Origin of the sequence: Streptomyces cinereoruber (assembly GCF_009299385.1) — a bacterium.
Lineage (GTDB): Bacteria > Actinomycetota > Actinomycetes > Streptomycetales > Streptomycetaceae > Streptomyces > Streptomyces bikiniensis.
This window is the reverse complement of the sequence record NZ_CP023693.1, coordinates 1590602-1612269: the sequence shown is the minus strand read 5'-3', so window position 1 is coordinate 1612269 and position 21668 is coordinate 1590602. Positions and strand designations below refer to the sequence as shown.

The window sequence follows — 21668 nt, the reverse complement described above, 5'->3', positions numbered from 1 at the left end:
GCGACCAATAAGCAACCAGGTGGGCACCACACGCTTCCGGAGGGCCGCATGGCTTCCACGATCCCCGACCAGGACCCGGCCTCCCGGGCCGCTCAGGTCACCCCTCCGGCCGCCGATCGGCCCGGCCGCATCGAGGCCCACGGCATCGACCACATCCCCGACGAGGAGCGCCACGGACACCCCCGCGAGCTGTTCTCCGTGTGGGCCGCGGCCAACGTCAACTATCTGAGCCTGGTCATCGGCGGCGCCCTCGTCCTCATGGGCCTGAGCCTCTGGCAGGCCCTCGGCGTGATCGTCGCGGGCAACCTCTTCTGGGTGCTCACCGGCCTGCTCGCCACCTCGGGCCCGGCCGCCGGCGCGCCCAGCGAGGTGATCACCCGGGCCGTGTACGGCGTCCGCGGCAACCGCGTGAACAACGCCGTCGGCGGCTGGCTCGTCTCCGTCTGCTACTTCGCCCTCAACCTGGCCGCCGCGGCCACCGCCGCCTTCGCGCTCGTGGAGAAGACCGGCATCGCGGTCACCGTCCCCGTCGAGGTGGTCGTCATCGTGGTGATCGCCGCCCTCACGCTGGTCATCAGCGTCTACGGGCACGGTCTGATCGTCAGGCTGTACCTGCCGATCACGCTCGCCCTCGCCGCCGCCTTCGCCGTCGTCGCGTTCGCCGTCCTGCTCCACGCCGACCTCGCGTACGTCCCCGCCGAGCGCCTCTCCGGCGCCGAGCTCTGGACCCTGCTCCTGGCGGGCACCACGATGATCGCCTCGGGCCCGCTCTCGTACACCACGAGCGCCGACTTCTCCCGCTACCTGCCCCGCACCGCCTCGAAGAAGGCGATCGTCGGCTGGACGGCCCTCGGCGCCTTCCTGCCCAGCGTCGTCGTCTCCTCGCTCGGCGCCCTCGCGGCCACCACCGTCGACATGACCGACCCGCAGACCGCGCTCCAGGAGATCCTGCCCGGCTGGTTCGTGCCGGTCTTCCTGCTCGCCCTGGTCCTCGGCACCATCGCCATCAACGCCCTGACCGCCTACAGCGCCGGACTCGCCCTCCAGGCCGTCGGCCTGCGCGTCCGCCGCTCCGTCAGCGTCCTCCTCGACGGAGCCGTGGCCGTCGCCCTCACCCTGTACGGCGTGCTCGTCTCCGACTTCCTGGACACCGTCAGCAACGCCCTCCAGGTGATCACGGTCCTGGTCGGCCCGCTCATGGCCGTGTACGTCACCGACGTCCTGCTGCGCCGCTGCCGCTACGACGGCGCCGCGCTCTCCGACGAGACCCCCGGCAGCCCCTTCTGGTACACCGCCGGCGTCAACCGGGCCGGGGCGCTCGCCCTCGTCTGCGGCGTCGCCGCCGCGTCCCTCTGCGTCAACACCCTCTACACCGGGCCCGTCGCCGCCGCCCTCGGCGGCGCCGACCTCTCGCTGCCCGTCGGCATGGGCGTCTCCGCCGCCCTCTACGCCCTCCTGATGCGGGGCGACCGCACGGTGCTCGCCGCCCGCGCGGCCGCCTGATCAGGTACGTCCACGGGCCGCCGCCGCTTGGACCAGTCCCCGCATCACGCGCGTGTCCTCGCCCATCTCCGGGTGCCACTGCACGCCCAGGGCCCAGGCCGGGGCGGCCAGTTCCACCGCCTCCACCGTGCCGTCCTCCGCGTGGGCCGAGGCCGCGAGCCCCGCGCCCAGCCGGTCCACGGCCTGGTGGTGGTAGGTCGGCACCTCGGCCGTCTCCGGCACCAGGGAGGCGTAGCGGGTGCCCGGCACCGGCTCCACCTTGTGCCGGCCGATCACCCCGACCGCCTCCACGTGCCCGTCCAGGTGCTGGACCAGCGTGCCCCCGAGGGCCACGTTGAGCAGCTGCATCCCCCGGCAGATGCCCAGGAGCGGGATGCCGGCGGCGAGGGCCGCGTCGATCAGGGCCAGCTCCCAGGAGTCCCGGGCGCGGGCCGGCGGTCCGGTACGGGGGTCGGGCTCGGCCCCGTACCGTACGGGCTCGACGTCCGCCCCGCCCGCGACGACCAGCCCGTCGAGCCGGGCCACCACCGTCGCGGCGACGGCCGGCCGGTCCGGCGGGAGCAGCACCGCGAGCCCCCCGCTCTCCCGCACCAGCCGGGGGTACGGGGCGGGCAGCAGCGCCGCCTCCATGTCCCACACCCCCCAGCGGGCCCGGTCCAGATAGGTGGTCACGCCGATCAGCGGCTCGGACACGAGGATTCCTCCAGAGAGATCGGGACGACGTCAGCCGCGTTCGAGTTCGGCCTCGGCCGCGGCGAGCGCCGCGAACTCCTCCTCGGGCGCCTTGGCGACCAGGTGGTGCCGACTGTAGAACGCGAAGTAGGCGAGGGCGATCACGTACACCCCGAGCGCCATGAACGCCGCCGTCCGGTCCACCAGGAAGGTCGCCACCAGGGCCGACAGGGCCAGCACGAAGGCCGTCGAGGAGGTCAGGGTCCCGCCGGGCGTGCGGTACGGCCGGTGCAGGTGCGGCTCGCGGCGGCGCAGCACGATGTGCGAGAGCGCCATCAGGGCGTACGAGATGGTGGCGCCGAAGACCGCGATGTTCAGCATCCGCGCCCCGTTCCCGGTCCCGGCCGCCAGCGCGAAGCCGATCGCGCCCGGGATGAGGAGCCCCGGGTAGGGCGACTTGCGGCGGCTGGTCAGGGAGAGGAAGCGGGGCAGGTAGCCCGCCCGGGAGAGGGCGAACAGCTGCCGCGAGCCGGCGTAGATGAGGGAGAAGAAGGAGGCGACCAGGCCGGCCAGGCCCGCGTAGTTCACGAACCGGCTCAGCGCCGTCGGCTCCCCGTCGCCCTGGAGCGCCACGACCAGCGGGTTCCCGGCCTCCTGGATGGCGGCCGCGCCCCGTGCCCCGGTGGCGGCGAAGAAGGTCATGACGGCGAGCAGCACCAGGACGCCGAGCGAGATCGCAAGCGCCCTCGGCATCGAGCGGACCGGGTCCTTCGCCTCCTCGGCGGCCAGCGGCACCCCCTCGACGCCGAGGAAGAACCACATGCCGAAGGGGAACGCGGCCCAGATCCCGAGCAGCCCGAACGGCAGCCAGGAGTTCGAGCCGAAGGCCTCGCCGTCCACCGGGATGTCGTTCAGGCCGTCCACGCGGAAGTCGGTGAACGCGCCGAGCGCGAAGACGACCAGGGCCGCGACCGCGATCGCCGTCACCACCAGGCTGAACCGCAGCGCCTCGCCCACGCCCCACAGGTGGATCCCGATGAAGAGCGCGAAGCAGACCAGGTAGACCGGCCAGCCGGACTCCAGGCCGAAGAGCCCCAGGGACTCGACGTAGTCGCCGATGAAGATGGAGATGGCGGCGGGGGCGAGGATGTACTCGATGAGGATCGCGGTTCCGGTGAGGAAGCCGCCCCAGGTGCCGAGCGCCCGGCGGGCGAAGCCGTAGCCGCCGCCGGCCGTGGGCAGGATGGCGGAGAGCTCGGCGAGCGCGAAGACCAGGCAGGCGTACATCGCGCCCATCAGGACGGTGGCGACGGCGAGCCCGCCGAAGCCGCCCTTCGACAGGCCGATGTTCCAGCCGGAGAAGTCCCCGGAGACGACGTAGGCGACGCCGAGGCCGGTGAGCAGCAGCCAGCCGGCGCTGCCGCGGCGCAGCGCCCGCCGCCTCAGGTAGTCGTCCTCCGGCGGGGCTCCCGGTGTCTTCCCGTCCCCGGGCGTCTTCCCGGACGTGCTCCCGGTCGTGTCTTCGAGCGTCATGGCAGCGTCAGCTCCCCGCAACGGGCCCAATGGATTGAGGCCATACCTTTGCGTCGGCCGTCGGTGCGGCGCAACCCCCGTGCGTTACTTTCGGGTTACGAGGCCCCTCCGTGCGGCCCGGGCCCCGCTCACGTCAGGAAGCCCCGCAGCAGCGCCGCCGTCCCCGCGCAGTGCTCCCGCATCACCTCGCGCGCCGCGTCCGCGTCCCCGTCGAGGACCGCCTCCACGAGCGCGGTGTGCTGGTGCTGGGAGTGCTCCAGGTTCCGCACGAGCAGCGGTATGCAGTCGAGCAGGTCGTTCACGGTCGCCCGGACCGCCGCGTACCGGGCCGTCAGGCTCGGCGAGCCCGACAGCTCCGCGAGCGTGAGGTGGAGCAGGGTGTCCTGCCGCCGGTAGTCGCCGAGCGGGGCGTCGTGGGTCGCCGCGAGGGCGGACCGCAGCCGCTCGGCGCCCGCCGCGTCCAGGCCGTGGGCCGCGCACAGCCCGGCGGCCCCCACCTCCAGGACCTCCCGGAAGCGCAGGGTGTCCTCCACGTCCACCGAGGCGATCCGGCGGCGCAGCTCGTCCTCGTCGCCCGTCCGGACCCGTGGCAGCACGAACGTCCCGCCGTACCGGCCGCGCCGGCTCTCCACCAGCCCCTGCTCCTGGAGGACCTTCAGGACCTCGCGCAGGGTCACCCGGCTGATCCCCATCCGCTCGGCCAGCTCCCGCTCGGCCGGCAGCCGCTCCCCGTCCGGCACCAGGCCCAGCCGCACCACCTGGAGGATCTGCTCCAGGGCCTCCTCGAACCCGTTGCCCGCCCGCACCGGCCGCAGCACGGGCGTCAGCCGGTCCGCCGATTCACTCGTACTGGCCACGTTCTCGTTTCCTTCCCGCCGGGACTTCCCAAGCAATGGTCTCGCGCAATACCTTATGGCTCCCGGCAGGCCGAAGGAGGAGCAATCCCGTGGCAGACCGCACACCCCCGCTCCGCGTCGAGGAGCTGCGCGCCCTCGTCGCGAGCGGCGAGATCGACACCGTAGTCCTCGCCTTCCCCGACATGCAGGGGCGGCTCCAGGGCAAGCGGTTCGCCGCGCGGTTCTTCCTGGACGACGTCCTCGGCCACGGCACCGAGGGCTGCAACTACCTCCTGGCCGTCGACACCGAGATGAACACCGTCGACGGCTACGAGATGTCCTCCTGGGACCGCGGCTACGGCGACTTCGCCATGCACCCCGACCTCACCACCCTCCGCCGCGTCCCCTGGAACGAGGCCACCGCCATGGTGACGGCCGACCTCGCCTGGGCCGACGGCACCCCCGTCACCGCCGCGCCCCGCCAGATCCTCCGCCGCCAGCTCGAACGCCTCGCGGAGCACGGCCTCACGGCCCACGTCGGCACCGAGCTGGAGTTCATCGTCTTCAAGGACAGCTACGAGCAGGCCTGGGACGCGAACTACCGCGGCCTCACCCCCGTCAACCAGTACAACGTCGACTACTCCGTCCTCGGCACCGGCCGCGTCGAACCGCTCCTGCGCCGCATCCGCAACGAGATGACCGCCGCCGGGCTCACCGTGGAGTCCGCCAAGGGCGAGTGCAACCCGGGCCAGCACGAGATCGCCTTCAAGTACGACGAGGCCCTCACCACCTGCGACCAGCACGCCGTCTACAAGACCGGCGCCAAGGAGATCGCCGCCCAGGAGGGCCACTCGCTCACCTTCATGGCGAAGTACAACGAACGCGAGGGCAACTCCTGCCACATCCACCTCTCCCTCCAGAACGCCGCCGGGGAGAACGTGATGGCCGGGGACGACGAGCACGGCATGTCCGGGACCATGCGGCACTTCCTCGCCGGACAGCTCGCCGCCCTCCGCGACTTCTCCCTCCTCTACGCCCCCAACATCAACTCCTACAAGCGGTTCCAGCCCGGCTCCTTCGCCCCCACCGCCGTCGCCTGGGGCCACGACAACCGCACCTGCGCCCTCCGGGTCGTCGGCCACGGACGCTCCACCCGCTTCGAGAACCGCCTCCCCGGCGGCGACGTCAACCCCTACCTCGCCGTCGCAGGCCTGGTCGCCGCCGGACTCCACGGCATCGAGCAGCGCCTCGAACTGCCCGAACCCTGCACGGGGAACGCCTACGCCGCCGACTACGCCCACGTCCCCACCACCCTGCGCGAGGCCGCCGAACTCTGGGAGACCAGCGAGATCGCCAAGGCCGCCTTCGGCCCCGAGGTCGTCGCCCACTACCGCAACATGGCCCGCGTCGAACTCGACGCCTTCGACGCCGCGGTGACCGACTGGGAACTGCGCCGCTCCTTCGAACGCTTGTGAGGAAAGAGTTGCTCCAGGTACTGAACCCGGCCACCGAGGAACACGTCGCCGACGTCCCCGCAGCCACCCCCGCCGACGTCGACGCCGCCGTCACCCGGGCCGCCGCCGCCCAGCGCGGCTGGGCCGCCGCCGCCCCCGCCGACCGCGCCCGGCTCCTCCGCCGCTTCGCCGCCGCCGTGGACGAACACGTCGAGGAACTGGCCCGCCTGGAGGTCACCGAGGCCGGCCACACCCTCGGCAACGCCCGCTGGGAGGCCGGAAACGTCCGCGACCTGCTCGAATTCTCCGCCGGGGGAGTGGAGCGCCTCAACGGGCGCCAGATCCCGGTGGCCGGCGGCCTCGACGTCACGATCCTCGAACCCCTCGGGGTCGTCGGCGTCATCGCCCCCTGGAACTTCCCCATGCCGATCGCCGCCTGGGCCACCGCCCCCGCCCTCGCCGCCGGCAACGCCGTGATCCTCAAACCGGCCGAGACCACCCCGCTCACCGCGCTCCGCCTCGCCGAACTCGCCCTGGAGGCGGGCCTGCCCGAAGGGCTCTTCCAGGTCCTCCCCGGCACCGGCCCGGTCGCCGGGAACGCCCTGGTCGAACACCCCGGCGTCGCCAAGATCGTCTTCACCGGCTCCACCCGGGTCGGCAAGGCCGTCATGGCCAAGTGCGCCGAACGGGTGAAGCGGGTCACCCTCGAACTCGGCGGCAAGAGCCCCAACGTCGTCTTCGCCGACGCGGACCTCGAAGCCGCGGCCGCCGCCGCTCCCATGTCCTTCCTCGACAACAGCGGCCAGGACTGCTGCGCCCGCACCCGCATCCTCGTCCAGCGCAGCGCGTACGACCGCTTCCTGGAGCTGCTCGCCCCCGCGATCGAGGAGATCGTCGTCGGCGACCCCTCCGACGAGCGCACCCAGATGGGCCCGCTGATCTCCCGCGCCCAGCTCGACCGCGTCCGCTCCTACGTCCCCGACACCCTCGAAGGCATCCGCGGCAAGGCCCCGGAAGGACCCGGCTTCTGGTTCCCGCCGACCGTCCTCACCGGCCTGCCCGAGGACGCCCCCTGCGCCGTCGAGGAGGTCTTCGGACCCGTCGCCGTCGTCCTCCCCTTCGAGGACGAGGCCGACGCGGTCCGCCTCGCCAACGCCACCGAGTACGGCCTGTCCGGCTCGATCTGGACCCGGGACCTCGGCCGCGCCCTGCGCGTCTCCCGCGCCGTCCGCGCCGGCAACCTCTCCGTCAACTCCCACTCCAGCGTCCGCTACTGGACCCCGTTCGGCGGCTACCAGCAGTCCGGCCTCGGCCGCGAACTCGGCCCCGACGCCCTGACCGCCTTCACCGAAACCAAGAACGTCTTCCTCAGCACGGAGGCCCGAACCGCATGACCACCGAAGAGATCATCTGCCGCCGTCTGGTCGGCCGCACCGCCGTCATCACCGGCGCCGGCAGCGGCATCGGCCTCGCCACCGCCCGCCGCCTCGCCTCCGAGGGCGCGAACGTCGTCTGCGGCGACATCGACGAGACCGCCGGCAAGGCCGCGGCCGAGGAGGTCGGCGGCACCTTCGTACGGGTCGACGTCACCGACCCCGAGCAGGTCGAGGCGCTGTTCAGGACCGCCTTCGACACGTACGGCTCCGTGGACGTCGCCTTCAACAACGCCGGCATCTCGCCGCCCGACGACGACTCCATCCTGGAGACCGGCCTGGAGGCCTGGAAGCGCGTCCAGGACGTCAACCTCACCTCCGTCTACCTCTGCTGCAAGGCCGCCCTGCCCTACATGCGCCGTCAGGGCCGGGGCTCCATCATCAACACCGCCTCCTTCGTCGCGATCATGGGCGCCGCCACCAGCCAGATCTCCTACACCGCCTCCAAGGGCGGCGTGCTCGCCATGTCCCGCGAGCTGGGCGTCCAGTTCGCCCGCGAAGGCATCCGCGTCAACGCCCTCTGCCCGGGGCCCGTCAACACCCCGCTCCTCCAGGAGCTGTTCGCCAAGGACCCCGAGCGGGCCGCGCGCCGACTCGTCCACATCCCCGTCGGCCGCTTCGCCGAGGCCGACGAGATCGCCGCCGCCGTCGCCTTCCTCGCCAGCGACGACTCCTCCTTCGTCAACGCCACCGACTTCCTCGTGGACGGCGGCATCGCGGGCGCGTACGTGACCCCGCTGTAGGCCCCGCCCACGGGAACGGCCGGGCGTCACGAGACGCCCGGCCGTTCCCGTGTCGCTCCTGGAGGCCCTACAGGAAGGTGCGGCCCTCGCCCCGGTACGTCGGCACGGTCGCCGTGATCCGGTCGCCCTCGACCAGGTGCAGGCTCTCGAACCGCTCGCACAGCTCGCCGGCCTTCGCGTGCCGGAACCACACCTTGTCGCCGATCCGCAGGTCGTCGGCCGGCGAGCCGAGCAGCGGGGTCTGCACCTCGCCGGCCCCCTCCTGCGGGTCGTACCGCAGCCCCTCCGGCAGGTACGGCACGGGCAGCCGGTCCGGGCCCGCCACCCCGGAGGCCGGGTAGCCGCCGCCGAGCACGGTCACCACGCCCACGCCCGGCCGCCGGACCACCGGCTGTGCGAAGAGCGCGGCGGGCCGGCCGCTGAAGGACGTGTAGTGGTCGAAGAGGCGCGGCACGAAGAACCCCGAACCGGCGGCGATCTCCGTCACCGCCTCCTCGGCGGCCGTGTGCTGCACGCTGCCGGTGCCGCCGCCGTTCACGAACTCCAGGTCCGGCGCCACCGCCCGCACGGCCCGCACCACGGCCGCCCGGCGCTCCGCCAGCTCCCTGCGGGCGGCGGACTGCATCAGCCGGATCGCCCGCGACCGCAGCGGCCGGCCCGCGACCGCGTCCCCGACCCCCGCGACGTGCCCCTCGTACGCCATGATCCCGACCAGGCGGAACCCCGGCCGCCGCACCACCGAGCGGGCCAGCTCCGCCAGCTCGGCGGGCTCGCGCAGCGGGGAGCGGCGGGCGCCGATCCGGATCCGGCCGCCGAGCAGGCTGAGCGCGGTGTCCAGCTCCAGGCAGACCCGGACCTCCTCCGTGCCGCCCGCGCGGGAGGCGTCGACGAGGTCCAGCTGCGCCACGTCGTCCACCATCACGGTCACGGCGGCGGCCAGCTTCGGGTCCCGCGCCAACTCCCCGAACCCGGCGCGGTCCGCCGACGGGTACGCGAGCAGGACGTCCTCGAACCCGGCACGGGCCAGCCACAGCGACTCGTCCAGCGTGAACGACATGATCCCGGCGAAGCCCTCCCGCGCGAGCGCCCGCTCCAGGAGCGCCCGGCACCGCACGGACTTGCTGGCCACGCGTATGGGCTTGCCCCCGGCCCGGCGCACGAGGTCCGCCGCGTTGGCGTCGAAGGCTTCGAGATCGACGATCGCCACGGGCGCGTCGAGATGAGCGGTGGCCCGGTCGTAACGGGCCCGGTCGCCGGCACGGGGAGTCATGGCCCGAGCTTGCCAGACGGGTTTACGGGTGGGTAGCCCCTGATTTCCCGTACGGCGGGGAACAGCCCGTAGAGTGACGGGCATTGTCGACACGAGCGGGAGACGGGGATGACCAGCGAGCACCGCCCCACACCCTCCCGCATCACCGACCTCCTCCTCCCGCCCTCCCCGACAGAACCCCCGACCCGCCCGACGACGCCCGGCCCCGCCGAGGGTTCGGCTCCCACCCGCTCGGCGCCGCCCCGCCCTGTCGATGGCCCGGTTCCCACCCGTACCGCGTCGCCCGGCCCCACCGGCCCCGCTCCCGCGCACACGGCGCCGCCCGCTGCTGCCGGCTCGGCCCCCGCCCGCCCGGTGGCAGCCGGCCCCGCCGGAAGCTCCGCTTCCGATCGTCCGGGGCCCGCCGGCGCCGATCTGCCCGCCGTCGAGACGACGGCCCGCCTCCGCCCGATCCGTCCCGCGCAGGGCGCCGCCGGTCCGCAGACCGGTCCGGCGCGCCCGCCCGTGCCGCCCCGCCCCGCGCCCGCCCCGACCGCGCCCCCGCAGGTCGCCGCGCCTCGTCCCCCGGCCGCGCCTCCCGCCCCGGCGCCGACCACCCCGCCCCGCCCCACGTCCGCGCCTTCCGGGTCCGTACGGTCCGTATCCGATCCGCTCGGCCCGCCGCGGGCCGCCGCCCCGCCCCGACCGGCGTCCGGGCCGCCCGCACCGGCCCGGCCGTCGGCCGCGCGGTCCGTGCCCCCGCAGGCCGCGCCGCCTGCGCCTGCGCGGCCCGCGCCCGCCGCCTTCGTACCGGCGCCGTACGGCCGTACCACCGGCTACGCCCCGCCGCCCGAGGCGCCCGTCGAGACCACCACGCGGCTGCGGCCCGTCCGGGACCGGCGGAGTGCCGGGCGGACGGCCGCGGCCGCCGCCTGCGCCGTGCTCGGCTTCGGGCTCATCGGCGGTGCCCTCGCCGGGGTGTGGCTGGCGGCCTCCGAGCCCGGGAAGCCCGCCGAACCCGTCGGGTACGCCGAGGCCCGGGAGCTCTGGCACAACGCCCCCGTCGACGCCCTCTTCCCCCAGACCCTCCCCGGCCCCGGCGCCGGCCCCGGCGCCGCCGACCGCACCTGGACCCGGATCGTCGTCGCCCCGGACGCCCCCTGTTCGCCCGCCGTCCTCGCCAAGGGCCTGCTCACCGCCGTCGAGCCGCTCGGCTGCGAGCGCGTCCTGCGCGCCACGTACACCGACGCCACCGCCAGCAGCGTGATCACCGTCGGCCTCGTCTTCACCCGCGCCGACGCCACCGTGCAGCGCACCCTCGGCGAAGGCCTCACCGCCCGCCTCGGCCAGGACGTCCCCCCGGCCCTCTCCGGCCCCTCCACCGTCGCCGCCCGCTTCGGCGACCGGCAGCGCGCGAGCTGGTGGACGAGCGCCCCCGCCGACCTCCCCGTCGTCGTCACCGCCGTCTCCGGCTTCGCCGACGGCCGGGCCGTCGACGCCCCCCAGCCCGCCGACAAGGCCACCGCCAAGGGCCGCACCGACGCCGTCGCCCAGTCCGGCCTCGGCCACGAGGCCAAGGGCATCACCGAGCGCCTGGAGCGCCTGCTGCGCACGACCGCCACCACGGCGGCGAAGGAGAAGGAGGCCCGGTGAACCGATCCGTCCGCCGGCGGGCGCGCGCCGGCGCGGCCGTCCTGCTCGCCGCCGCCTTCTCCGTCCTGCCCGCCACCACCGCGCCCGCGCACGCCGACACCATCCGGGCCCGGCAGTGGGGCCTCGAAGCCCTCCGCACCACCGAGGCCTGGCGCACCACCAGGGGCGAGGGGATCACCGTCGCCGTCCTCGACACCGGCGTCGACGCCGAGCACCCCGACCTGGAGGGCTCCGTCCTGCCCGGCCACGACCTCATCGGCTTCGGGGCCGCGCGGGGCGACCGCGCCTGGGCCCAGCACGGCACCGCCATGGCCGGGATCATCGCCGGGCACGGCCACGGTCCCGACGGCGAGGACGGCGTCCTCGGCATCGCCCCCGAGGCCGAGATCCTGCCCGTACGGGTCATCCTGGAGTCCTCCGACAAGGCCCGCGACAAGGCCCGCAAGAGCCGGGGCACCGCCCTCGCCCAGGGCATCCGCTGGGCCGCCGACCACGGCGCCGACGTCATCAACCTCTCCCTCGGCGACGACTCCAAGTCCGCCCACCCCGACGCGGGCGAGGACGCCGCCGTCCAGTACGCCCTGTCCAAGGGGGTCGCCGTCGTCGCCTCCGCCGGGAACGGCGGCGAGAAGGGCGACCACGCCTCGTACCCCGCCGCCTATCCCGGCGTCATCGCCGTGACCGCCGTCGACCGCTACGGGACCCGCGCCTCCTTCTCCACCCGCCGCTGGTACGCCACGGTCAGCGCCCCCGGCGTCGACATCGTCATGGCCTACCCCGACCGCCGCTACTACGAGGGCTGGGGCACCAGCGCCGCCGCCGCGTTCGTCTCCGGCGCCGTCGCCCTCGTCCGGGCCGCCCACCCCGACCTCACTCCGGCCCAGATCAAGACCCTCCTCATCGACACCGCGCGCAGCCGGCCGGAGGGCGGCCGCAGCGACGCCAAGGGGTACGGGACGGTCGACCCGGCCGCGGCGATCGAGGCGGGCGCCCGGCTCAAGGGCGGCGACCCGAAGAACACCGCCGCCGGCTACCAGGGGCGCCACTTCGGGCCCGGCCCCACCGCCCCCGCCGAGGAGCCCCGCTCCTTCGGCCTGCTCGCCCCCCTCCTCGGCGGCCTCGGCGCCCTGCTGCTCCTCACCGCCGTGGTGCTCCGCCGCACGCCTCGCGCCGACTGAGCCCCCGGGCCCGGCCCGGCACCCGGCGGGCCGGGCGGACCGGTCCGGGGACTAGGCTCGGGGCGTGGCGCTCAAGAACATCCCGGACCCCGGTTTCTCCGACGACGACGGCACCGCCGACCCGCGGCTCGCCGCGGCCCTCGCGGCCTGGGCGGAGGACAGAACCGCCCACGGCCCCGTCCTCGAAGCGCTGCGGGGGGCCCGGCTCCTCGTCCCCGTGGTCGCCGTCCTCGGCGAGGTCGAGACCGACGAGAACGGCCTGCGCCGCGAGAAGACCAGCGACATGGCGGTCCCCACCCTCACGGCCGGCGACCGGCGCGCCCTGCCCGCCTTCACCTCGACCGCCTCGCTCGCCCTCTGGGACCCGCAGGCCCGGCCCGTGGCCGTCCCGCTGCACCAGGCGCTCCAGGCCGTCGCGCACGAGAAGGCGGACACCCTCCTCCTCGACCTCGCGGGCCCCGTGCCGTACCAGGTCACAGGGCCCGCCCTGCTGGCCCTCGCCGAGGGCCGTACCAGCGCCGACCCGCTCGACGACCCCGCCGTGCGGGAGGCGGTCCGGGCCGCCGTCGCCGCCGAGCCCGCCGTGCTCCGCGCCCACCTGGGCCCCGGCCCCGCCGACGGCACCCTCGCCCTGGTCCTCGCCGGGGACGCCTCCCCGGCGGAGGCCGCCCAGCGGGTGGCGCGCGCCCTGGCCGCCGACGAGACACTGAGGGCCCGCCTGGTGCGGGGCCTCGACCTGGCACTCCTGCCGGCCTCGGCCACGCCTCCGGGCGAGCCCTTCTACGTACGGAACGTGTAGACGTACGGGTCCTAGCCGTACACCGGCCCCGTGGCTGTTGTCTTCCGGGGGGCGACCCCCGTACCCCCGCGACGGGTCCTAGCCGTACACCGGCCCCGTGTACTTCTCGCCAGGCCCCTGGCCCGGCTCGTCCGGGACCAGGGAGGCCTCGCGGAAGGCGAGCTGGAGGGACTTCAGGCCGTCCCGCAGGGGCGCGGCGTGGAAGGAGGACACCTCCGTCGCGCCGGCGTCGAGCAGACCCGCGAGCGCGTGCACCAGCTTGCGGGCCTCGTCGAGGTCCTTGTGCTTGTCGCCCTCCTCGGTGAGGCCGAGCTTCACCGCGGCGGCGCTCATCAGGTTGACGGCGACTGTCACGATCACCTCGACCGCCGGGACCTCGGCGATGTCGCGGGTCATGGCTTCGAAGTCGGGGGTGTCGGAGGAGTCGGTGGACTCGTTCTGGGGCGTCTCGCTCATGCCCCACACGATATGCCGGTCCCTCCCGCACGGGGGAGCGGCCGTCCCCGTTCGCGAACCGGGACGAGTCCTGCTAACCTTGTGTAACGACCGGCTGGACACCTCTGTGCCCGGCCCACAAGTGGAGGCTCCGTACTCCCACCCGACCACCCTCACGGGCGGCGGGTCACCGGTCAGGCGGTCCCCATCGTTCCGTACGGACGATGGAACCGCCCGAATGCGCGCCCCGCGGCCACCGCGGCGGTGCTCCGGTTTCCGTGGAGCCCCGCCTGTGTACCGTCCGGGGCGTTTTTCACGTACCGGCGCGGTTGGTCTCAACTGTTTCACGTGACGTGTCCGTCCGCCAAGGCGGTCGCGTGGTGCTACCGAGGAGGATCCATCAGCGCCGAGCCCCGCATCAACGAGCGGATTCGCGTTCCCGAGGTGCGTCTTGTCGGCCCCAGCGGCGAGCAGGTCGGCATTGTGCCGCTTGCCAAGGCCCTGGAGCTCGCTCAGGAGTACGACCTCGACCTGGTCGAGGTCGCGGCGAACGCCCGCCCGCCCGTGTGCAAGCTCATGGACTACGGGAAGTTCAAGTACGAGTCGGCCATGAAGGCCCGTGAGGCGCGCAAGAACCAGGCGCACACGGTCATCAAGGAGATGAAGCTCCGGCCGAAGATCGACCCGCACGACTACGACACCAAGAAGGGTCACGTCGTACGGTTCCTCAAGCAGGGCGACAAGGTCAAGATCACGATCATGTTCCGTGGTCGTGAGCAGTCCCGGCCCGAACTCGGTTACCGACTCCTGCAGCGCCTCGCCGAGGACGTCCAGGAACTCGGTTTCATCGAGTCCAACCCGAAGCAGGACGGCCGGAACATGATCATGGTTCTCGGTCCGCACAAGAAGAAGACCGAGGCCATGGCCGAGGCGCGCGAGGCCCAGGCCGCGCGCAAGGCGGAGCGCCAGGGCGGTTCGTCCGAGGCCGCCGCCGAGGCCCCCGAGGCGACCGCCCCGGAGACCCCGGCCGAGAACGCCGAGGCGTGATCCGAGGGGGCTGCCCCGCAGGCGGCCCCCGGGTTCCGCCCGGTTCCCACCCAATCGAAGAATGACGCTCCCCGCAGACCGGTGCCCGCGCCGGGGGGAGCGCCACTGACGAGGAGAGAACGGCGCCATGCCGAAGAACAAGACGCACTCCGGTGCCAAGAAGCGCTTCAAGGTCACCGGCTCCGGCAAGATCCTGCGGGAGCGCGCCGGCAAGCGCCACCTGCTCGAGCACAAGTCGTCCAAGCTGACGCGTCGCCTCACCGGCAACGCCGAGATGGCCCCGGGTGACGCCGCCAAGATCAAGAAGATGCTGGGCATCTGAGTTGATCTCCCGCCCTCGGCGACGAGGGCATCCGGCACAGACCGGGACCCATCCGTTTTCCGGGTCGTGTGAGGACCACCACGACCCCGCTACAAGGAGTTAAGAAGTGGCACGCGTCAAGCGGGCAGTCAACGCCCACAAGAAGCGCCGGGCGATCCTCGAGCAGGCCTCCGGCTACCGCGGTCAGCGTTCGCGCCTGTACCGCAAGGCCAAGGAGCAGGTCACCCACTCGCTGGTCTACAACTACAACGACCGCAAGAAGCGCAAGGGCGACTTCCGTCAGCTGTGGATCCAGCGCATCAACGCCGCTGCCCGCCTGAACGGCATGACGTACAACCGCCTCATCCAGGGTCTGAAGGCCGCCAACATCGAGGTGGACCGCAAGATCCTCGCCGAGCTGGCCGTCAACGACGCCAACGCGTTCGCCGCGCTGGTCGAGGTCGCGCAGAAGGCCCTCCCGGCCGACGTCAACGCCCCGAAGGCCGCCGCCTGATCTTCCAGGCCGCAGTACCTCCGCCCGGACCCGCAGTCGCTCACGCGCCTGCGGGTCCGGGTGCGTCGGCCCCCCGCACCACCCGGCCCGCGCCGTACCCGTACCCGTGGCGCACCCGCGCGCGTGACGCGTCCCCGCGCCCGTACCGGGCCGCGACCGTCCCCGGCCCCCGCAGCCCCCGGCCCCGAAGAGAGAACCGCCGCACGCCATGGTCACCCCCGAGCTGATCTCCCCGCGTTCCCCGCGCGTCGTCGCCGCCCGGCGGCTCGCCAAGCGCAACTTCCGGGGCAAGGACCGCCTCTTCATCGCCGAGGGCCCCCAGGCCGTCCGCGAGGCCGTCGAGCACCGGGGACCCGGCGGGGAGCCCACCCTCGTGGAGCTGTTCACCACCGTCGAGGCCGCCGAGCGCTACGCCGCCATCGTCGACGCGGCCCGCGCCGCAGGGGCCCGCGTCCACCACGCCTCCGACGCCGTCCTCGCCGAGGTCTCCCAGACCGTCACCCCGCAGGGGCTCGTGGGCGTCTGCCGGTTCCTCGACTCGCCGTTCGAGGAGATCGTCGCGGCCCGCCCCAAGCTGGTCGCCGTCCTCGCCCACGTGCGCGACCCCGGGAACGCCGGCACCGTGCTGCGCTGCGCCGACGCGGCCGGCGCCGACGCCGTCGTCCTCACCGACGCCTCCGTCGACCTCTACAACCCCAAGTCCGTGCGCGCCTCGGTCGGTTCGCTCTTCCACCTGCCGGTGGCCGTCGGCGTCCCCGTCGAGCAGGCCGTCGCCGGACTCAAGGCCGCGGGCGTACGGATCCTCGCCGCCGACGGGGCCGGACGGGACGACCTGGACGACGAGCTGGACGCCGGCACCATGGGCGGGCCCACCGCCTGGATCTTCGGCAACGAGGCCTGGGGGCTGCCCGAGGAGACCCGGGCCCTCGCCGACGCCGTCGTCCGCGTCCCGATCCACGGCAAGGCCGAAAGCCTCAACCTCGCCACCGCCGCCGCGGTCTGCCTGTACGCCTCCGCGCGCGCCCAGCGCCCCCGGACCTCCGCCTGAGGGACCCCGGAAGGGCCCATTCCGCCCCGCCCGCCCAGTAGAGTGACGCACTCGGGGGCCCACTGCGCGTCACACGAAGGGGTGGGGGACGGGGATGACGGCCGGCACGGGCAGTTCCACGGAGGCACGGAGCACCGGGCCGCACGCCCCGGAACGGGCCGGACCCGCGGACACGGCGGACGCCGCGGCCCCCGCCGACGCCGCGACTCCCACCGGCACCACGGCCGCCGCCCGCACCGCTCCCGCCGACTCTGCGGGCACCCAGACCCCCGCCGGCACCACCGGCACCACGGTCCGCACCGCCCCCGCAGACCTCCCCGGCCCTGCCGACCCCGCCGGCTTCGCCGGGGTCCGCCCCGACGACCTGCCCGACGGCCTCGTCGTCGCCGACGGCACCGGCCGCGTCGTCTGCTTCAACGCCGCCGCCGCCCGCATCACCGCCCTCCCCGCCGACCGGGCCCTCGGCCTCCCCCTCGACCGGGCGCTGCCCCTGGAGGACCTCAAGGGCCGCCGCTGGTGGGCGCTGACCGACCCGTACGGCGGACTCGCCACCCGCAGCGGGCAGCCCGAGCGCAACCTGCTCCTGCCCGGCGGCCGCGAGGTCCTCGTCTCCGCCCGCTACGTCCGCGAGCACCCCACCGGCCCCGTCCGCCGGGTCGTCGTCTCCCTGCGCGGCACCGAGGCCCGCCGCCGCACCGAACGCAGCCACGCCGAGCTCATCGCCACCGTCGCCCACGAGCTGCGCTCCCCGCTGACCTCCGTCAAGGGCTTCACCGCCACCCTCCTGCACAAGTGGGAGCGGTTCACCGACGAGCAGAAGCGGCTGATGCTGGAGACCGTCGACGCCGACGCCGGCCGCATCAAGCGGCTCATCGCCGAACTCCTCGACATCTCCCGGATCGACTCCGGCCGCCTGGAGGTGCGCCGCCAGCCCGTCGACATCGCGGCGGCCGTCGGCCGGCACGTCCACGCCCACACCACCGGCGGCCAGTCCCCGGACCGCTTCTTCGTACGGATCAGGCCCCAGCTGCCCCCGCTCTGGGCCGACCCCGACAAGATCGACCAGATCCTCGGGAACCTCCTCGAAAATGCGGTGCGCCACGGCGAGGGAACCGTCACCATCGAGGTGGCACCCACCACGGCGGGCGACGACGGAGAAGAGGGGACGGAGGTCACCGTGAGCGACGAGGGCCCCGGCATCCCCGAGGAGTCCATGAACCGCGTCTTCACCCGCTTCTGGCGGGGCAGCAAGCGCGGCGGCACCGGACTCGGCCTCTACATCGTCAAGGGCGTCGTCGAGGCCCACGGCGGAACCATCACCGTCGGACGGGGCCCCCGCGGCGGGGCCGAGTTCCGATTTACCCTGCCCGTCGGCACCCCGGCCCACCTCCTCTGACGTCTCACCCCGCGAGACCTCGGACGATCAGGAGCCGCCCGGCCTGCCCACGGGCTCATTCGCGTCCCCCCACCCCGTTAGACTCGACCTTTGGCACGTTTGCGCCCTTGACGTCGAGCGGGGCCGCCCAGCCAAGCCAACGGAAGCACGGGAAGAGATGTCCGCACCCAATAAGTCGTACGACCCGGTTGAGGTCGAGGCACTGAAACCGGAAGAGATCGAGCGCATGCGGGACGAGGCGCTCGCCGCCTTCGCCGCCGCGGGCGACCTCGACGCGCTCGCGCACGCGAAGACCGCCCACACCGGTGGCACCTCGCCGCTGGCGCTCGCCAACCGGGAGATCGGCGCCCTGCCCCCGCAGGCCAAGGCCGCCGCCGGAAAGCTCGTGGGCCAGGCCCGCGGCGTCGTCTCCAAGGCGCTCGCCGCCCGCCAGGCCGAGCTGGAGGCCGAGCGCGACGCCCGCGTCCTCGTGGAGGAGGCCGTCGACGTCACCCTGCCGTACGACCGCGTCCCGGCCGGCGCCCGCCACCCGCTGACCACCCTCATGGAGCGCGTCTCCGACGTCTTCGTCTCCATGGGGTACGAGGTCGCCGAGGGCCCCGAGGTCGAGGCGGAGTGGTTCAACTTCGACGCCCTCAACTTCGTCCCGGACCACCCGGCGCGCCAGATGCAGGACACCTTCTTCGTCGAGGGCCCCGAGGGCACGACCGGCGACGAGTCCGGCGTCGTCCTGCGCACCCACACCTCCCCGGTGCAGGCCCGCACGCTCATCGACCGGGAGCCCCCGGTCTACGTCGTGTGCCCCGGCCGCGTCTACCGCACCGACGAGCTCGACGCCACGCACACCCCGGTCTTCCACCAGATCGAACTGCTCGCCGTCGACGAGGGCCTCACCATGGCCGACCTCAAGGGCACCCTCGACCACATGGTCCAGGCGCTCTTCGGTCCGGACATGAAGACCCGGCTGCGCCCGAACTTCTTCCCGTTCACCGAGCCGTCCGCCGAGATGGACATGCTCTGCTACGTCTGCCGCGGCGAGTCCGTCGGCAACCCGGACCGGCCCTGCCGCACCTGCGGCAGCGAGGGCTGGATCGAGCTCGGCGGCTGCGGCATGGTCAACCCGAAGGTGCTCGTCGCCTGCGGCGTGGACCCCGAGAAGTACAGCGGATTCGCCTTCGGGTTCGGCATCGAGCGGATGCTGATGTTCCGCCACAACGTCGAAGACATGCGAGACATGGTCGAGGGTGACGTCCGGTTCACCCGGCCGTTCGGGATGGAGATCTGATGCGGGTCCCGCTTTCTTGGCTGCGGGAGTACGTCGACCTGCCGGCGACGGAGACCGGCCGCGACGTCCAGGCCAAACTCATCTCCGCGGGCCTCGAGGTCGAGACCGTCGAGCAGCTCGGCGCCGGCCTGTCCGGCCCGCTGGTGGTCGGCAGGGTCCTCACCATCGAGGAGCTGACGGAGTTCAAGAAGCCCATCCGCTTCTGCACCGTCGACGTCGGTCAGGCCAACGGCACCGGCGAGCCCCAGGAGATCATCTGCGGCGCCCGGAACTTCGCCGAGGGCGACAAGGTCGTCGTGGCCCTGCCCGGCGCCGTCCTCCCCGGCGACTTCCGGATCGCCGAGCGCAAGACGTACGGCCGCGTCTCCCGGGGCATGATCTGCTCCGGCGACGAGCTCGGCATGGGCGACGACGGCTCGCACGGCATCATCGTGCTGCCGCCGGAGCACGAGGTCGGCACCGACGCCACGGTCCTCCTGGAGCTGTTCGACGAGGTCCTCGACATCGCCGTCACCCCGGACCGCGGCTACTGCCTCTCGATGCGCGGCGTCGCCCGCGAGACGGCCACCGCCTACGGCCTGCCGCTGCGCGACCCGGCGCTGCTCGACGTGCCCGCGCCGAACTCGTACGGCTACCCGGTCCAGATCACCGACCCGATCGGCTGCGACCGCTTCACCGCGCGCACCGTCGTCGGCCTGGCGCCCGAGGCCCGCTCCCCGATCTGGCTCCAGCGCCGCCTCCAGAAGGCCGGCATGCGCCCGATCTCGCTGGCCGTGGACGTCACCAACTACGTGATGCTGGAGCTCGGCCAGCCGCTGCACGCCTACGACCGCACCCGGCTCGACGGCCCCATCGGGGTCCGCCGCGCCGAGGCCGGCGAGAAGATCACCACGCTCGACGGCACCGTGCGCGTCCTGGACGCCGCCGACCTGGTCATCACCGACAACCGCGGCCCGATCGGCATCGCGGGCGTCATGGGCGGCGCCAACACGGAGATCGCAGACCCGGTCCTCGACCCGGAGACCGGCGTCGTCACCGGCACCTCCGAGGTCGTCGTCGAGGCCGCGCACTTCGACCCGATCTCGATCGCCCGCACGGCCCGCCGCCACAAGCTGTCCTCCGAGGCGTCCAAGCGCTTCGAGCGCGGCGTCGACCCGCAGGCCGCCGCCGCTGCCGCGCAGCGCACCGTCGACCTGCTCGTGCTGCTCGCGGGCGGCACGGCCGAGGCCGGCGTCACCGAGGTCGTCGCCCCGTCCGCGCCCCGGACGATCGTCATCCCGGCGGACCACCCGGACAAGGTCGCGGGCGTCGCCTACGGCCGCGAGACCGTCGTCCGGCGCCTCCAGGAGGTCGGCTGCGACGTCTACGGCCAGGACGAGCTGGTCGTCACCGTGCCCTCGTGGCGCCCCGACCTCAACGAGCCGAACGACCTGGCCGAAGAGGTCATCCGCCTGGAGGGCTACGAGAACCTGCCCTCCACGCTGCCCAAGCCCCCGGCAGGCCGCGGGCTCACCGAGCGCCAGCGCGTCCACCGCCGAGTGGGCCGCGCCCTGGCCGGCGCCGGCTACGTCGAGGCCCTGAACTACCCGTTCATCGGCGAGCAGGCCCTCGACAACCTCGGCCTCGACGCGGACGACGCCCGTCGCCGCCTGGTGAAGCTGGTCAACCCGCTCTCGGACGAGGAGCCCGCGCTCCGTACGACGCTGCTCCCGGGCCTGCTCGGGGCGCTGCGCCGCAACGACAGCCGGGGCGGCCACGACCTGGCCCTCTTCGAGACCGGTCTGGTCTTCCGGCCGGAGGGCCGGCCCGGCGTCGCCGTCCGGCTGCCCGTCGACCGCCGCCCCACCGACGAGGAGATCGCCGAGGTCAACGCCGTGCTGCCCGCGCAGCCGCGCCGGGTCGCCGTCGTCCTCGCCGGTGCGCGCGAGCAGGCCGGCTGGTGGGGCAAGGGACGTCCGTCCGACTGGGCGGACGCGGTCGAGGCCGGCCGCACCGTGGCCGCCGAGGCCGGGGTCGAGCTGATCATCAGCGCCGACCAGCACGCTCCCTGGCACCCGGGCCGCTGCGCCGCGTTCCACGTCGAGGCGGACGGTGAGAAGGTCCTCGTCGGCCACGCGGGCGAGCTCCACCCGCGCGTGGTGAAGGCGTTCGGGCTCCCGGCCCGCACCTGCGCGATGGAGATCGACCTGGACCTGTTGGAGAAGGCGAACGAGGGTCCCCTCAGGGCCCCCCGGATCTCCTCCTTCCCGGTCGCCACCCAGGACGTCGCCCTGGTCGTCGCCGACGGCGTCCCGGCCGCCGAGGTCGAGGCCGCCCTGCGCGAGGGCGCGGGCGAACTCCTGGAGTCCATCCGGCTGTTCGACGTCTACACCGGCGACCAGCTCGGCGAGGGCACCAAGTCCCTGGCGTACGCCCTGAAGTTCCGCGCCCCGGACCGCACCCTGACGGTCGACGAGGCCACCGCGGCCCGCGACGCGGCCGTCGCCCTGGCCACCGACCGCACCGGCGCCGTCCTGCGCGGCGCCTGACCCCGCGGCGCCACCCAGCGGCACCAGGAGGGCCGCCCCGGAGATCCTCTCCGGGGCGGCC

Annotated in this window: 19 protein-coding genes; 14 read left to right on the top strand and 5 right to left on the bottom strand. The window is 73.9% G+C overall.

The genetic code is table 11. The features are described from left to right. The first annotated feature begins 48 nt into the window (after nucleotides 1–48). Nucleotides 49–1503 carry a purine-cytosine permease family protein gene (locus CP977_RS07055; protein WP_062758705.1) on the top strand — a complete coding sequence of 485 codons (1455 nt, stop codon included), beginning with the start codon at nucleotides 49–51 and terminating at the stop codon, nucleotides 1501–1503. Here the strand turns inward: CP977_RS07055 and CP977_RS07050 are convergent, their stop codons facing one another. From CP977_RS07050 to CP977_RS07040, 3 genes are all read right to left on the bottom strand, one after another. Further along, nucleotides 1504–2196 carry a gamma-glutamyl-gamma-aminobutyrate hydrolase family protein gene (locus tag CP977_RS07050; RefSeq protein WP_152369781.1) on the bottom strand — a complete coding sequence of 231 codons (693 nt, stop codon included), beginning with the start codon at nucleotides 2194–2196 and terminating at the stop codon, nucleotides 1504–1506. A gap of 30 nt (nucleotides 2197–2226) precedes the next feature. Further along, complete coding sequence (gene eat / locus CP977_RS07045; protein WP_109187022.1) at nucleotides 2227–3708, bottom strand: ethanolamine permease; 1482 nt, start codon at nucleotides 3706–3708, stop codon at nucleotides 2227–2229. Between the two features lie 128 nt (nucleotides 3709–3836). Continuing rightward, nucleotides 3837–4565, bottom strand: a complete 729-nt coding sequence (locus CP977_RS07040; protein WP_062758696.1) for a FadR/GntR family transcriptional regulator — start codon at nucleotides 4563–4565, stop codon at nucleotides 3837–3839. 89 nt (nucleotides 4566–4654) lie between these two features. Here CP977_RS07040 and CP977_RS07035 point away from each other — a divergent pair, with 89 nt between their 5' ends. From CP977_RS07035 to CP977_RS07025, 3 genes are read left to right on the top strand one after another with little or no spacing between them, the layout of a single operon-like run. After that, nucleotides 4655–6019, top strand: coding sequence for a glutamine synthetase family protein (locus CP977_RS07035; protein ID WP_109187021.1), 1365 nt, complete (start codon nucleotides 4655–4657; stop codon nucleotides 6017–6019). Nucleotides 6020–6027: 8 nt separating this feature from the next. Then, entirely contained in the window at nucleotides 6028–7392 is a 1365-nt protein-coding gene (locus CP977_RS07030; protein WP_183953306.1) for an aldehyde dehydrogenase family protein, read from the top strand. Further along, nucleotides 7389–8174, top strand: coding sequence for a 3-oxoacyl-ACP reductase (locus tag CP977_RS07025; protein WP_062758687.1), 786 nt, complete (start codon nucleotides 7389–7391; stop codon nucleotides 8172–8174). Before CP977_RS07030 ends, CP977_RS07025 begins: the two co-directional genes overlap by 4 nt. A gap of 67 nt (nucleotides 8175–8241) precedes the next feature. On the opposite strand, the gene CP977_RS07020 is transcribed toward CP977_RS07025, so the two are convergent. Then, entirely contained in the window at nucleotides 8242–9444 is a 1203-nt protein-coding gene (locus CP977_RS07020) for an amino acid deaminase/aldolase (RefSeq protein WP_062758684.1), read from the bottom strand. 732 nt (nucleotides 9445–10176) lie between these two features. On the opposite strand from CP977_RS07020, the gene CP977_RS07015 reads away from it, so the two are divergent. The 3 genes from CP977_RS07015 (at nucleotide 10177) to CP977_RS07005 (ending at nucleotide 13053) form a co-directional block, all read left to right on the top strand. Next, complete coding sequence (locus tag CP977_RS07015) at nucleotides 10177–11076, top strand: hypothetical protein (RefSeq protein ID WP_229991592.1); 900 nt, start codon at nucleotides 10177–10179, stop codon at nucleotides 11074–11076. Then, complete coding sequence (gene mycP, locus CP977_RS07010; protein WP_152369780.1) at nucleotides 11073–12254, top strand: type VII secretion-associated serine protease mycosin; 1182 nt, start codon at nucleotides 11073–11075, stop codon at nucleotides 12252–12254. The genes CP977_RS07015 and mycP overlap by 4 nt, the downstream gene beginning before the upstream one ends. 64 nt (nucleotides 12255–12318) lie before the next feature. After that, a complete protein-coding gene (locus tag CP977_RS07005; protein ID WP_152369779.1) occupies nucleotides 12319–13053 on the top strand; it encodes an SseB family protein in 735 nt (244 codons plus the stop codon). Between the two features lie 78 nt (nucleotides 13054–13131). Here CP977_RS07005 and CP977_RS07000 read toward each other — a convergent pair whose 3' ends face one another. Beyond that, nucleotides 13132–13509, bottom strand: coding sequence for a DUF1844 domain-containing protein (locus CP977_RS07000; RefSeq protein ID WP_062758673.1), 378 nt, complete (start codon nucleotides 13507–13509; stop codon nucleotides 13132–13134). Nucleotides 13510–13836: 327 nt separating this feature from the next. Here CP977_RS07000 and infC point away from each other — a divergent pair, with 327 nt between their 5' ends. From infC to pheT, 7 genes are all read left to right on the top strand, one after another. Further along, nucleotides 13837–14535 (top strand): translation initiation factor IF-3, encoded by a 699-nt coding sequence (gene infC, locus CP977_RS06995; RefSeq protein WP_078489921.1) that lies wholly within the window; start codon nucleotides 13837–13839, stop codon nucleotides 14533–14535. A gap of 127 nt (nucleotides 14536–14662) precedes the next feature. After that, entirely contained in the window at nucleotides 14663–14857 is a 195-nt protein-coding gene (gene rpmI, locus CP977_RS06990) for a 50S ribosomal protein L35 (protein WP_015032399.1), read from the top strand. Between the two features lie 106 nt (nucleotides 14858–14963). After that, nucleotides 14964–15350 (top strand): 50S ribosomal protein L20, encoded by a 387-nt coding sequence (rplT, locus tag CP977_RS06985; RefSeq protein WP_019884941.1) that lies wholly within the window; start codon nucleotides 14964–14966, stop codon nucleotides 15348–15350. 208 nt (nucleotides 15351–15558) lie between these two features. After that, complete coding sequence (locus CP977_RS06980) at nucleotides 15559–16398, top strand: TrmH family RNA methyltransferase (RefSeq protein ID WP_062758670.1); 840 nt, start codon at nucleotides 15559–15561, stop codon at nucleotides 16396–16398. Nucleotides 16399–16492: 94 nt separating this feature from the next. Next, entirely contained in the window at nucleotides 16493–17794 is a 1302-nt protein-coding gene (locus CP977_RS06975; protein WP_229991593.1) for a sensor histidine kinase, read from the top strand. Between the two features lie 157 nt (nucleotides 17795–17951). Then, a complete protein-coding gene (gene pheS / locus CP977_RS06970; RefSeq protein ID WP_109187020.1) occupies nucleotides 17952–19079 on the top strand; it encodes a phenylalanine--tRNA ligase subunit alpha in 1128 nt (375 codons plus the stop codon). Then, nucleotides 19079–21607, top strand: coding sequence for a phenylalanine--tRNA ligase subunit beta (gene pheT, locus CP977_RS06965; RefSeq protein ID WP_062758661.1), 2529 nt, complete (start codon nucleotides 19079–19081; stop codon nucleotides 21605–21607). The genes pheS and pheT overlap by 1 nt, the downstream gene beginning before the upstream one ends. Nucleotides 21608–21668 lie beyond the last annotated feature (61 nt).

Coding starts and splice junctions, on each gene's coding strand:
- CP977_RS07055 (WP_062758705.1), top strand. CDS start 49: ATGGCTTCCACGATCCCCGACCAGGACCCGGCCTCCCGGGCCGCTCAG.
- eat (WP_109187022.1), bottom strand. CDS start 3,708: ATGACGCTCGAAGACACGACCGGGAGCACGTCCGGGAAGACGCCCGGG.
- CP977_RS07025 (WP_062758687.1), top strand. CDS start 7,389: ATGACCACCGAAGAGATCATCTGCCGCCGTCTGGTCGGCCGCACCGCC.
- CP977_RS07020 (WP_062758684.1), bottom strand. CDS start 9,444: ATGACTCCCCGTGCCGGCGACCGGGCCCGTTACGACCGGGCCACCGCT.
- CP977_RS07000 (WP_062758673.1), bottom strand. CDS start 13,509: ATGAGCGAGACGCCCCAGAACGAGTCCACCGACTCCTCCGACACCCCC.
- rpmI (WP_015032399.1), top strand. CDS start 14,663: ATGCCGAAGAACAAGACGCACTCCGGTGCCAAGAAGCGCTTCAAGGTC.
- CP977_RS06980 (WP_062758670.1), top strand. CDS start 15,559: ATGGTCACCCCCGAGCTGATCTCCCCGCGTTCCCCGCGCGTCGTCGCC.
- CP977_RS06975 (WP_229991593.1), top strand. CDS start 16,493: ATGACGGCCGGCACGGGCAGTTCCACGGAGGCACGGAGCACCGGGCCG.
- pheS (WP_109187020.1), top strand. CDS start 17,952: ATGTCCGCACCCAATAAGTCGTACGACCCGGTTGAGGTCGAGGCACTG.
- pheT (WP_062758661.1), top strand. CDS start 19,079: ATGCGGGTCCCGCTTTCTTGGCTGCGGGAGTACGTCGACCTGCCGGCG.